Source organism: Amycolatopsis sp. MtRt-6, from assembly GCF_017308975.1.
In the GTDB taxonomy this organism is placed as follows: Bacteria; Actinomycetota; Actinomycetes; order Mycobacteriales; family Pseudonocardiaceae; genus Amycolatopsis.
The window spans coordinates 86,216-98,499 of the sequence record NZ_JADWPD010000014.1; the positions used below are offsets into that span (position 1 = coordinate 86,216).

Here is a 12,284-nt window from a genome sequence, read left to right on the forward strand (position 1 = left end):
GACTACCCTGGAGCGGCGATGACCTATCTCGACCACGCGGCGACCACTCCGATGTTGCCCGAAGCCATAGCGGCGATGACCGAGGCGCTGTCCACCGTGGGCAACGCCTCGGCGCTGCACTCTTCGGGCCGCCGGGCCCGCCGGATGGTCGAGGAAGCCCGCGAAACCATCGCCGAGGCGCTGGGCGCCCGTCCGTCCGAGGTGATCTTCACCGGCGGTGGCACCGAGAGCGACAACCTCGCGATCAAGGGCATTTACTGGGCTCGCCGCGACGAGCAGGAGCGCCGTCGCCGCATCCTGTGCGGCGCCGCCGAGCACCACGCTGTGCTCGACACCGTCGAATGGCTCGAAACTCACAGCGGCGCCGAGGTCGTTCTGCTCGACGTGGACAGCCAGGGGCGGGTGTCACCTGACGTCCTGCGCGCAGCCGTCGCGGCCGATCCCGAGACCGTGGCCTTGGCCACCGTGATGTGGGCGAACAACGAGGTCGGCACGATCAACCCGATCGCCGAGCTGGCGGCCGTGTGCGCCGAGTTCGACATCCCGTTCCACACCGACGCGGTTCAGGCCGTCGGGGCCGCTGCGGTCGACTTCGCGGCCAGCGGCGCCGCTGCGCTCACCTTGACCGGTCACAAGCTCGGCGGTCCGTTCGGAGTGGGGGCGCTTCTGCTGGGGCGTGACGTGCCTTGCACGCCCTTGCTGCACGGCGGAGGCCAGGAGCGCAACGTCCGCTCCGGCACCTTGGACGTCCCGGCGATAGTGGGTTTCGCGACTGCTGTCCGAATCAGCGTCGCGACCCGAGCCGAATACGCGAAGCGCGTCGAGGAACTCCGAGACGAGCTCGTCGAGGCCATCCAACGCGAGGTACCCGACGCCGTCCTCAACGGTGGAGACGGCGAGAGGCTGCCCAGCCACGCCCACTTCACGTTCCCCGGGTGCGCCGGCGACAGCCTGCTGATGCTGCTCGACGCCAAGGGCATCGAATGTTCGACCGGATCTGCGTGCACCGCAGGCGTCGCCCAGCCGAGCCACGTGCTGCTCGCCATGGGGGCGGACCCGGCTGCGGCCCGTGGTTCCCTCCGTTTCTCCCTCGGCCACACATCGACCGGCGCGGACGTCGAGGCCGTGGCCGCGGAGATCGGCGGCGTCGTCATGCGCGCCCGGCAAGCCGGTCTCGCCGGAATGCGCAAGCAGACCCAGAAGCAAGAGGTGTAAGACAATGCGGGTTTTGGCCGCGATGAGCGGAGGAGTGGACTCGGCGGTCGCCGCGGCACGCGCGGTCGACGCCGGGCACGACGTCGTCGGTGTGCACCTGGCCCTGTCTGCCAAACCGGGAACCTTGCGGACCGGCTCACGCGGGTGTTGCACGATCGAGGACTCGCACGACGCCCGCCGGGCCGCCGACATCCTTGGGATTCCTTTCTACATCTGGGATTTCGCCGAGCGCTTTACCGAAGAGGTCGTTGAAACCTTCGTCGGCGAATATGCCGCCGGCCGCACACCGAACCCGTGTGTCACCTGCAACGAGAAGATCAAGTTCGAGGCGCTTCTCGAGAAGGCGATGGCACTCGGATTCGACGCGGTCGCGACCGGCCACTACGCGCGCCTCTCTGTGGTCGACGGTGTGCCCGAGCTGCGCCGCAGCGCGGACAGCGGCAAGGACCAGTCCTACGTGCTCGCTTCGCTGACACCGGAACAGCTCAGCCACGCCATGTTCCCCCTCGGCGACTCCTGGAAGACCGAGGTGCGGGCCGAGGCGGAGCGCCGAGGCCTGTCCGTCGCCAACAAGCCGGACAGCCACGACATCTGCTTCATCCCGGACGGCGACACCAAGAAGTTCCTGGAGAACCGGCTGGGGCAGCGTCCCGGCGAGCTCGTGGACGCGGAGACCGGTGCGGTCCTCGGCCGGCACACCGGGGTCCACGGGTTCACGGTCGGTCAGCGCAAGGGGCTTGGGATCGACGCTCCGGCGCCGGATGGCCGTCCGCGGTACGTCCTGTCGCTCGAACCGGTTTCGGGCTCCGTCAAGGTCGGCTCCGTGGCCGGGCTCGGCGTCAAGGTGATCGAGGCCGACCGGGCGATCTGGCCCAGCGGCCGGCATCTGACCGAACCCACCGAATGTGTGATTCAGGTCAGGGCCCACGGAGGCATCGTGGAGGCGGTCGCCGACGCGGACGTCGACACCATGACGCTGCACTTGCGCGAGCCGTTGCGCGGAGTCGCTCCGGGCCAGGTCGTCGTTCTCTACCGTCCTGATCCCGAAAGCGGGGACGTCGTCCTCGGCAGCGCCAAGATCTCAGGCACTCGCTGATCGTCGGTCGTCCCGTGGCTTCTTCCGGAGGCGGTTCGCTCGTCGGCGACCGGGGTGCATCGACGGTGGCGTTGTCGAATGCACCCGTCCTGACGGTGTCGCGACGTTGACGGTGCCGTCCGAAGAGGCTTCGTAGTCCCAACCAGGCTGTTCGTGCAGCTTGCTGTGTCGCGAACAGAACGTGACCGGCTGGTCCGTGGCTCCTTCGGGGCCGTCCTTTGGCGGAGTCGCCTTGATCCCACAGCTTTGCGCAGGACGTGTGCATCCGGGTTGCCGGCACTCCTGGTCGCGAACTCGGATGAACTCGTCCTGCTCGAGCCGGTAGCGCGTCGGAGACAGTTCGGCTGCGTGACCGGTTCGCGGATCGGTGAGCACTCGTCGCAGGGTCGTGTTGGCTCCGCCGAGGATGTGGCGAGCGAGCGCGGCCGCGATGGGGCCGCGACCGGCCAACGCAGCCGGTGACTGGTTGATGCCGACGTATGTGGCCAGGTCAATGTGCAGGAAGACTTCGGTGCGTTCGCTCGGGCCTCCCGTGCCGCTGAGCAGCAGATCGATGGCCACATCCGCTCGGAGCTGATCCAGCGTTCGCGGTTCGTCCGGCGTCTTCAACGCCCGGGCGGCCTGGTCGACGCGGGCATAGGCGGCGGTTGCCTTCTCCGTCGGTGCGTTGTTGACCGACAGGTGGGTCAGGCCGCTGTCCTGGTGGTGCAGGGTGAACCGCCGCTCGACGAGCTTTCGCTCGGTGCGGAGCGCTGCGCCTTCGGGGTCGACCTGCGCTGCCGCGTAGGTCGCGGCCCGGCGGACCTGGGTGGCGTTCCGGCCCGGCACCCGGTCCACAAGCGTCGCGTCGACGACACGGACGTGATCTCCCGACAGCCATGCCGTCGCGTCGGTGACCTTCATGGCGCGATAGAGGTCGAGCCGGCCGTCGTCCATGAGGTTGAGCATGCAGGGGAGACGAGCGATCAGCGCGTTGGCCGCGGAAACGATGGCGCTGGCGCGATGTTCCGTTATGGACAAGGCCAAAGCGACTTCCGATGACGCGCTGGGCGCCCGTCTCCGGCGCACACTCAGGTCCGCGATCGCTCTCAGCTGCAGTGCTTGCAGCTTCGAGATCTCCGCGTCGGTGTCGCGGATCAGGTCGATGACTTGGTCGTCTTTCATGCGCTGCAACGTGTTCGGGTCGTTGCGGACCGCAAGCAGCACGAACGGAAGCTCGCCGTTGGCACCGGGGGAAGCGGCCGCAGGGATGATCTTGCCGACTGGTTGTGAAGTCATGAGCCCGACCGTACGACGGCTCGCGGGGAAAGTCATCGAGATTCAGGAGAATGGGTGGTAAAACGTCGCGAACCAGCCCTTTCGCGCCCTCCGAAGCTTGACGGATCGCAATTGTTTCGGGATCGTGCGCGTGCGTGGACGTCCGCGTTGTCATCAAGGGAGGGCAAATGTCCGAAATGGACAGGCGTTGGCTTGTGGTGTGGAAAGGATTCTCTGGCTCAGAGCTTGAGCTTGAATCCCGTGTGGCTCGGCGCGAATCCGAGACGCTCGTAGAACCGGTGAGCTTCCGCCCTGGACGTGTCCGACGTGAGTTGCACGAGGGTGCACCCGCGCCGCCGCGACTCGTCGATCGCCCAGCGCACGAGATCGGCGCCCAGCCCGGAACCCCGATGGTCGGAGTGGATCCGGACGGCTTCGATCTGACCGCGAAGGGCGCCGCGCCTGGCCAGGCCCGGAATGATCGTCAGCTGCAAGGTGCCGACCGGTTCGTCGCCGGACGCGACGACCATCAGGAGCTGATTCGGATCCGCGTCGATCTGGTCGAAGGCGTGCAGGTATGGCTCGAGATCGGCGGGATCGTCGCGGGTGACGCCGAGCTGGTCGTCCGCCAGCATGTGCACGATCGCACCGACGTCTTCACGTTGTGCCCTGCGGATGGTGTAGTCGGCCACGACGTCAGTATCACAGGGCGCGGGCGAATCCCTGGTAGCTGTACTCGAATCCGAAGCGTGCGTAGAAGTCCCGCAGGTCGCCGCGGTTGAGGCCCGAATCGAGGTGGATACGCGTGCAGCCGCGTCGGCGGGCTTCGTCGATGCCCCAGGTCAGGAGTGCGCTCGTCACACCGCGCCGGGCGGCACGGATGCCCTCGAGCAGACCGCGGGGCGCGCCGTCCCAGGCGAGGCCCCTCAGCACTGTCAGTTGTGCGGTGCCGGCGACGCCGTTGTCGTCTTCGGCGACGACCAGCGTGACGTGCGGCGTGTTCGTGAGCTCCCGGAGGGCGGCTGCTAACGGCTCGCCCGGTGCGCCGAACAGGCGCACCAGCGCCTCGATGTCCGTTGCCCGGGCACGTCTGATGACCTCCATTTCACCCAGTATGCAGGAGGTCCGACGGTGGACATAACTGCGACGAGGCGGCTACCCGGAGTGCCTGCCGCACATGCCTCAGGTCAGCCTGTATCGCCGGACCCCATCGGCGACCTGGGCGCTCAGTTTGCCTTGCGAGACCAGGAGATCCAGGTGTGCGGCGGTTTCAAGTACCGCCAGCATCTGGTTGAAGTAGTCCATTTCGGACAGTTTGCGGTTGCGGCGGGTCCAGCTGATCCGGTGTGCGGCTTCATACGCGCAGCTGGCGCCGGCCGCGATCTGCGAGGCAATCGTCTCGAGGCGCTGCCGATGGTGTTCCAGCAGTTCGTCGACCCGGGTGTGCACGCTTTCCGACACCGGGCCGTGGGCGGGGAGCATGCGGCGATCCGGCATCGCGCGCACCAGGCGAAGCGAGTCGATGAAGTCGTTGAGCGGCAACTCGGCCGGCACCGGCTGGAACCCGATGGAAGGGGTGATGTGCGGCAGTACGTGGTCACCGGAGAACAACAGGTCGGCGGTGTCGTCCACGAAGACGACATGCCCGGACGTGTGCCCCGGCGTGGCGACGACTTCGAATTCGCGCCCCGGCAGGATCGGCCGTGGCCCCGGTGTCAGCCATTCGTCGGGTGCCTCCCAGAGGTCGGCTTCCGTGTGCCGCCGGTTCGTGCCGAACTGCCGGGCCAGTGCCTCCACGACCTCGCCGGCCCCGGCCTGGAACAACAGGTCGACCTGGGCTTCCATCGGCAGCCGGTCGGGATTGCCGGACGCCTTGAGGGACGGCTCTTCGTCCTGGCCGAGGGCGATCTTCGAACCGAAGTCACGACGGAGGACCACTGCTTGCGAGTAGTGGTCCCGATGCACGTGGGTGACGAGGAACTCGCTGACATCGGCGAGCTCGGCGCCGATTCCGCCCAGGGCGTCCGCGAGCTGCTGCCGGGCCACGGTCAGCGCCCACCCGGAGTCGACCAGAACCAGCTTCTCGCCGTCGGTGACCGCGTAGACGTTGACCGCGCGCAAAGCGTCATTGGGCAGCGGCAACGGGATCCGGTAGACGCCGGCCGAGACCTCGTAGATGCCGGGTTCGGTCCAGTTCCTGTCGCTGCTTTCCGGCAACGGTTCCACGGTGACCTCCGTCCCGGCGAGACTGCGGTGTCCCGGCCTTTCTTCACCCTGAGCCGTGCCGGTCCCGCTGTCCACCGGCAGGAGATGAGACGCCGGTCACTTGGTCAGTCGGTGTCCTGCTTCAGGGCGGTGTCGATGGTCAGAGCCGCGGCGACCACCATGCTGGCCAGCGGATCGGGCAGCGGGTGAGGGATTTCCACGACGTAGTTGTCCGCCGTGGTGAACGCGGCTTTGAGGAAGCCGCCCCAGGTCTTGGTCACCCGGGCGACCTCGGTGCCGGCGTGGTCGCGAATCGAGAAGTTCCAGGCACGCCAGTTCTCAGCGAAGATCCCGCCGACCGAGCGGCCGTCGACGACGAAGCCGAACCGGATCTTGCCGAAGACGTTCTCCTGGACGATCTCGCCGATGGGGGTCTCGTCGGCCCTGGTGACGAGGAACCGCGACTTGAACACCTTCGCCGGCCGGGTCACCTTGAGCACCGTGCTGTGGTTGGCGTCGCGGACCTCGAACTTGTGGGTCAGGAACTGGTCGTAGTTGGTCAGGAGCCGGATCGCCTTCTTCAGCGTGCTCTGGCCCACCTCGACGACCCCGCCGAGCTGGTTGCCGTGCTGGTCGAAGACGCCGAACTCGTTGGCCATTTCGATCAGCTTGGCGCGCTGGTTGACGACGAGGACCGGCTCGGTGAACAGGGTCCCGCCGCCGCTACGAGCGCCGCCTCGGCCGCGTGTCGCGCGATTGACCTGGTTCTGGATCCGCGCCGGGTCGTGGGCGCGTTCGATGTCCAGCTCGATCGGCGCGGAATCGCCGGGTGGCGCGGATGGGTAGGCCGGCCGCGTGTCGGCAGTCCAGGCCTGGCCGTCCCACCATCGGTGCAGACGGGGGTCCCGCGCGTCCGGGTACCAGCCCGGCTGCGGTGGCGAACTCGTCATGACCGGTCAGCCTATCGCCGTGGACCCGTTCATGGTGCTGCTCAAGGGAAATGCGGTATATGTCCGCATCCTGGCGCCCCGGGTGGGACCGGCGCTCAGGGGACGACCAGAATCGGTGGTCGTGAGTGAGCGAATCTGGCCCAGCGGAGCCGCGACGGCGATCGGCTCGATGCCGGGCAACGATCCCGCCGAAGCGGCCGCGGTCGTGTTCGGTGAGCTGCCCGACTTTCCGCACCTGCCCGAGCTGCCGGCCCGCGGAGTCGGAGCTGACCTGCTCGGCCGGACGGCCGCGCTGCTCGTCGACCTGGCCGTCGACGTCGTGCCGAGTGGCTACCGCGTTGCGCCCAGGCCCGGGCGCGAGCACCGCCGGGCTGTCGACCTGCTTCGCTGGGATCTCGACGCCGTGCAGGAGGCGCGGGAGAAGGCGGGGGCCACCCCGCCGGTCTTCAAGATCCAGCTGGCCGGGCCGTGGACGCTCGGCGCGGGGATCGAGCTGCCCCGGGGGCATCGGGTGCTGACCGACCGCGGGGCCTTGCGGGATTTCACGTCGTCGCTGCTGGACGGCCTCGCCGAGCATGTCGCGGAAGTGCGGGCCAGGACCGGTGCGCCGGTGGTGGTCCAGTTCGACGAGCCGTCCCTGCCCGCGGTGCTGACCGGCGGCCTGTCGACGCCGTCCGGCTACGGGAACGTCCCGGCGGTGCCGGCGCCCGAGGCCCGCCAGCTGCTCACCACCGTGATCGACGGCGCCCGGCGGATCACCGACCGCCCGGTGATCTTGCACTGCTGCGCTGCGAAACCGCCTCTGGGGTTGCTGCGTGAGGCGGGTGCGGATGCTCTGGCGTTCGACCTCGCCGCGCTCGACGGGGCTTCTGCGGCGTTCCTCGACGAGATCGGCGAAGTGTGGGACGGCGGGGCAACACTGTTCCTGGGCGCGGTCCCGGCCACGACGCCCGGATCCTCGCCGAGCCTCAAGGACGTCGGCGAACCGGCGTTCCGGCTGGCCGACCGGCTCGGCTTCAACCGCAGCGTCCTGGCCGAACGGGCCGTCCCGACACCCGCCTGCGGCCTCGCCGGCGCGACGCCGGAATGGATGCGCCGTGCCCTTTCGCTGACGCGGGACCTCGGCAAAGCCTTCGTCGAGCCGCCGGAAGGCTGGTGACGGAATCCGCCAACTCGCCGACGTCCGCCTCGGCCGGCAAGTAGCGTTGCCGAGGTAGCCGACTGAACGAGGACCACCCGAGATCATGCGTCTTTTCCGCCGAAAGAGCACCGCTGCCGACCCGCCCGATCCGCGCACCGCGTGGCCCGAGCAGCCCGTGCCGGACGACCCGGCCGCCGCCGCGGAGGCGTTCTGGCACGGCTGGTTCGAGCTGCTCCCGATGGTCAGTGCGGCACTGGGCGAGGGCGAGCCGCACCGGGTCGAGCACGAACTCTGCGGGCTTGTCGAGGCGTTGCACCCGCGGCTGCACTTCTCGCTGGAGCGTGGTCGCCAGGCGATCTACGCCCTGGTCGTGACCGGTCAGGAAGACCCCGAAGTGCGGCCGTTCACCGACGCTTGGCGGGCAGCCGCGCCGCCGGACGACGCGATCTGGGAGTACCACGACTCCGTCCCGCCGGTGCCGGATCCGACCGAGGTCACGGTGAACCTCGGCGAGCACCGCATCGCGCTGGCCGACGTCCGGGTCGTCGCTCAGGTGGACGACGACGAGCACGTGGTCGACGTCGCCGTCTTCCACCCCCGCTTCGGCGACCTCGACGACGCCACCCGGCGGACCATGACGTTCCTGCCGCTCGACGCGACATTGGGTGAACGGCTCGCCGCCGAACGGTTACGGCGCGTCGAGACGGCGGCGGTCGAGCCGGCCGGGGCCATCACCCTTCTGGAGTTTCGTGAACTGGTCCGCGGACTAGGCAACGGACCGAACGAAATTGTCGGTACCGCCGACTAGGGTTACCACCCGTGAGCAGCACCGAACTTCCCCAGGACCAGGTCGCGGCGGTCGACGCCCCGGTGGCCGCGGAGGACGTCGCCGACGTCCCGGCCGACGTGCGTGAGCGACACAGCGCACTCGCCGAGGAACTGCGCGACCACCAGTTCCGCTACTACGTCCTGGACTCGCCGATCATCTCCGACGGGCAGTTCGACGAGCTGCTGGGCGAACTGCAGCGGCTCGAGGACGCGCACCCGGCGCTGGTCACGCCCGAATCGCCGACCCAGCGAGTCGGGGGCACGTTCTCGACCGAGTTCACCGCGCACGACCACCTCGAGCGCATGCTCAGCCTCGACAACGTGTTCGACCAGGACGAATTCCTGGCGTGGGTGGAACGCGTCGAGAAGGAGGTCGGGCGCACCGAATTCCTGGCCGAGCTGAAGATCGACGGCCTGGCGATCAACCTGCTGTACGAAAACGGCCAGCTGACCCGGGCGCTCACGCGGGGCGACGGCCGGACCGGCGAGGACGTCACGCTCAATGTCCGGACTCTCGACCAGGTGCCCCAGACGCTGACCGGCACCGACCAGTTTCCGGTGCCTGCCCTGGTCGAGGTACGTGGCGAGGTCTTCTTCCGCGTTGAAGACTTCCTCGAGCTGAACGCGAAGATGGTCGAAGCCGGCAAACCGCCGTACGCGAATCCGCGCAACACCGCGGCCGGCTCGCTGCGGCAGAAGGACCCCAAGATCACTCGCGAGCGCCGGCTGCGGCTGATCTGCCACGGGCTCGGCAAACGTGAAGGGTTCGAGCCCCAGCGCCAGTCGGAGGCGTACGACGCGCTGGCCGCGTGGGGGCTGCCGGTCTCGCCGCACAGCAAGGTCCTGACCTCGGCCGAGGAACTCACCGCGCACATCGCCTACTGGGGCGAGCACCGGCACGACGCCGAGCACGAGATCGACGGCGTGGTCATCAAGGTCGACCAGGTGACCCTGCAGCGGCGGCTGGGCACGACGTCGCGCGCGCCTCGTTGGGCGATTGCGTACAAGTACCCGCCGGAAGAGGCGATCACCACGCTGCTGGACATCCAGGTCGGCGTCGGGCGGACCGGGCGGGTGACGCCGTTCGCGGTCACCGAGCCGGTCACCGTCGCGGGGTCGACCGTGGCCAGGGCGACCCTCCACAACCAGGAGGAGGTCAAGCGCAAGGGTGTGCTCATCGGCGACCGGATCGTCATCCGGAAGGCGGGTGACGTCATCCCCGAGGTCCTCGGGCCGGTGGTGGACGCGCGCACGGGCGAGGAGCGCGAGTTCGTCATGCCCACCCATTGCCCGGAATGCGGCACGGAGCTCGCCTATCAGAAGGAAGGCGACAAGGACATCCGCTGCCCGAACACCAGGTTCTGCCCCGCGCAGCTGCGGGAGCGCCTCTTCCACCTGGCCGGGCGTGGCGCCTTCGACATCGAGGTCCTCGGGTACGAGGCGGCGGTCGCGCTGCTCGACGCGCGGGTGGTCGCCGACGAGGGCGACGTCTTCGACCTGAACGAGGACAGCCTCGCCGAGGTCGCGCTGTTCCGCACCAAGGCGGGCGAGTTGTCGGCGAACGCGCGGAAGCTGCTCGCCAACCTCGACGCGGCGAAGGACCGGCCGTTGTGGAAGGTGATCGTCGCCCTGTCGATCCGGCATGTCGGGCCGACCGCGGCGCAGGCGCTGGCCCGCGAGTTCGGTTCGATCGAACGGATCGAGCAGGCCACCGAGGAGGAGCTTTCGGCGGTCGACGGCGTCGGTCCGACCATCGCCCACGCGACGCAGGAGTGGTTCGACGTCGCCTGGCACCGCGAGATCGTCGAAAAGTGGCGACGCGCCGGCGTGCGGATGGCGGAGGAGCGGGACGAGTCCATCCCGCGCCACCTCGAGGGGCTGTCGATCGTGGTGACGGGCTCGCTCGAGGGCTTCTCCCGCGACGAGGCCAAGGAGGTCATCATGGCCCGCGGCGGCAAGGCCGCCGGGTCGGTGTCGAAGAAGACCGCGTTCGTCGTCGTCGGTGACTCGCCTGGTTCGAAATACGACAAGGCGGTTCAGCTCAAGGTGCCGGTGCTCGACGAAGCCGGCTTCCGGATCCTGCTGGAACAGGGGCCCGACGCGGCGCGGGAGGTGGCGCTGCCGGCCGGCGACGAGACCGCCGAAGACGTGACTGGGGGAACGGATGAGTGATGTCGAAATCCGGCCCCCGCGGCCCGAGGAGTACGCCGCGGCGGGCGAGGTCACGGTGCTGGCGTACGAAGCCGACGGTCACCTGGCCGACGACGTCGGCTACGACGCGATGCTGCGTGACGTCGCGCGGCGGGTCGAGGAGGCCGAGGTCCTCGTCGCGGTGAACGGGACGGGGGAGGTGGTCGGCACCGTGACCATCGTGCACCCGGGGTCCGGGTACGCCGAGATTTCACGCCCGGGCGAGCTGGAGTTCCGGATGCTGGCGGTGGCGCCGTCGGCGCGGGGCCGCGGGATCGGCGAGGCCTTGATCAAGGCCGTGTTCGACCGCGCTCGCGCGCTGGGGCTCGGGAAGGTGGTGCTGAGCAGCGTCGACCGGATGCACCGCGCGCATCGGCTCTACGAACGTCTCGGGTTCACGCGCCTGGCAGAGCGGGACTGGCGGTTATATCCGCACATCACCCTGATCGCTTATAAGATCGACGTCTGACCTGGGCGTTGTCGAAAAAGGGACGAGCCGCGCGGGCTCGTCCCTTTCGAGGACGTGACGGATTTCTCGCTAGCCGTCGAGGACGACAGCGACGATGCCGGCGAGGTGAGCGAGGCGAGCGACCTCGGCGGCGCGGAAGTTCGGGCCGCCGGGGCGGGCGACCAACAGGGCCTTTCCCGGCTTGCCGAGCGGGGTCGCGGCCAGCTCGGTGCCGAGCTCCTTCCACGTCTCCGGGATCCAGGCCTCTTCGCTGTCGAGGACCGTTGCTCGCTCGAGGGGCAGCCACGGCAGGTCGGTGATCGCGGTCTCCGGGGCCGCGCTGGACGACGCCAGCCGGACCGCGCCGGTCTCCGAGTGCTCGACGATCATCGCCCAGCCGGCGCGCACGATGCGGGGGACGCCTTCGGCGAGGATGTCGAGGCCGGACTTCGGCTGCGCGGCGATTTCCTCGACGAGCTCGAGTTCGCGGTGCGTGTCCAGGACGCCCGCGTAGGGACGGACCGCGTCCACTTCGACGCCTTCGACGCTCTCGGCCGCCGTGATCAGCGCGTCGGGCAGGCGGCCCGACGGCAGCTCGACCACCAGGTCGTCGACCGCGACGCCGTTGCCGCGCTCGACGACGTCCACGCTGAGGATGTCGGCGCCGACCGTGCCGAGCGCCGTGGCGACCGCGCCGAGGGTCCCCGGGCTGTCCGGAAGGAGGACCCGGATCAGGAACGACACCACGCGCCCCTCTCGCCTCTGGCGTCCCATCCTTGCCGTGGGACGCTCGATGCCGGTCGCCGATTGTGACAGACCCGCCCGGCCCGCGGGACCTGCTGTCCGCCGGGCGGGATGTGAGCGTCGCCGGACGGCAGCCGGCCTGCGCCGGGCGTAACCCAGTCGAGTGCGCCCGCGCCGCCACCATAGACTTGCAGCTTCCGAGACAACCCG

The 12,284-nt window shown here is 69.1% G+C and carries 12 protein-coding genes; 6 read left to right on the forward strand and 6 right to left on the reverse strand.

The window, feature by feature from the left end; all coding sequences use genetic code 11:
• Positions 1–18: 18 nt before the first annotated feature.
• Together I4Q55_RS23830 and mnmA are read left to right on the forward strand one after the other, a co-directional pair.
• On the forward strand, positions 19–1,215 hold the full coding sequence (locus tag I4Q55_RS23830; RefSeq protein WP_206790646.1) for a cysteine desulfurase family protein: 1,197 nt from the start codon (positions 19–21) through the stop codon (positions 1,213–1,215).
• A gap of 4 nt (positions 1,216–1,219) precedes the next feature.
• Positions 1,220–2,311: a tRNA 2-thiouridine(34) synthase MnmA gene (gene mnmA, locus I4Q55_RS23835; RefSeq protein ID WP_206790648.1), complete on the forward strand. Its 1,092-nt coding sequence runs from the start codon at positions 1,220–1,222 to the stop codon at positions 2,309–2,311.
• Here mnmA and I4Q55_RS23840 read toward each other — a convergent pair.
• From I4Q55_RS23840 to I4Q55_RS23860, 5 genes are all read right to left on the reverse strand, one after another.
• A complete protein-coding gene (locus I4Q55_RS23840; RefSeq protein WP_242546600.1) occupies positions 2,297–3,589 on the reverse strand; it encodes a DUF222 domain-containing protein in 1,293 nt (430 codons plus the stop codon). The two genes, mnmA and I4Q55_RS23840, sit on opposite strands and share 15 nt — an antisense overlap.
• 218 nt (positions 3,590–3,807) lie before the next feature.
• Positions 3,808–4,260 (reverse strand): GNAT family N-acetyltransferase, encoded by a 453-nt coding sequence (locus I4Q55_RS23845; RefSeq protein WP_206790650.1) that lies wholly within the window; start codon positions 4,258–4,260, stop codon positions 3,808–3,810.
• Between the two features lie 10 nt (positions 4,261–4,270).
• The gene (locus I4Q55_RS23850; protein WP_206790651.1) at positions 4,271–4,672 is read right to left on the reverse strand and encodes a GNAT family N-acetyltransferase; all 402 of its coding nucleotides are present in this window, start codon (positions 4,670–4,672) and stop codon (positions 4,271–4,273) included.
• Positions 4,673–4,750: 78 nt separating this feature from the next.
• The gene (locus I4Q55_RS23855) at positions 4,751–5,794 is read right to left on the reverse strand and encodes an MBL fold metallo-hydrolase (protein WP_206790652.1); all 1,044 of its coding nucleotides are present in this window, start codon (positions 5,792–5,794) and stop codon (positions 4,751–4,753) included.
• Between the two features lie 104 nt (positions 5,795–5,898).
• Positions 5,899–6,723, reverse strand: coding sequence for a phospholipid scramblase-related protein (locus tag I4Q55_RS23860; protein WP_206790653.1), 825 nt, complete (start codon positions 6,721–6,723; stop codon positions 5,899–5,901).
• A gap of 121 nt (positions 6,724–6,844) precedes the next feature.
• Between I4Q55_RS23860 and I4Q55_RS23865 the strand changes: the two genes are divergently transcribed.
• From I4Q55_RS23865 to I4Q55_RS23880, 4 genes are all read left to right on the forward strand, one after another.
• Positions 6,845–7,882, forward strand: coding sequence for a methionine synthase (locus I4Q55_RS23865; protein WP_206790654.1), 1,038 nt, complete (start codon positions 6,845–6,847; stop codon positions 7,880–7,882).
• 85 nt (positions 7,883–7,967) lie between these two features.
• Positions 7,968–8,672 (forward strand): hypothetical protein, encoded by a 705-nt coding sequence (locus tag I4Q55_RS23870; protein ID WP_206790656.1) that lies wholly within the window; start codon positions 7,968–7,970, stop codon positions 8,670–8,672.
• 11 nt (positions 8,673–8,683) lie between these two features.
• A complete protein-coding gene (gene ligA / locus I4Q55_RS23875) occupies positions 8,684–10,864 on the forward strand; it encodes an NAD-dependent DNA ligase LigA (RefSeq protein ID WP_206790658.1) in 2,181 nt (726 codons plus the stop codon).
• The gene (locus tag I4Q55_RS23880) at positions 10,857–11,351 is read left to right on the forward strand and encodes a GNAT family N-acetyltransferase (protein ID WP_206790661.1); all 495 of its coding nucleotides are present in this window, start codon (positions 10,857–10,859) and stop codon (positions 11,349–11,351) included. The genes ligA and I4Q55_RS23880 overlap by 8 nt, the downstream gene beginning before the upstream one ends.
• A gap of 69 nt (positions 11,352–11,420) precedes the next feature.
• On the opposite strand, the gene I4Q55_RS23885 is transcribed toward I4Q55_RS23880, so the two are convergent.
• On the reverse strand, positions 11,421–12,074 hold the full coding sequence (locus tag I4Q55_RS23885) for an amino acid-binding protein (protein ID WP_206790663.1): 654 nt from the start codon (positions 12,072–12,074) through the stop codon (positions 11,421–11,423).
• Between the last annotated feature and the right edge of the window lie 210 nt (positions 12,075–12,284).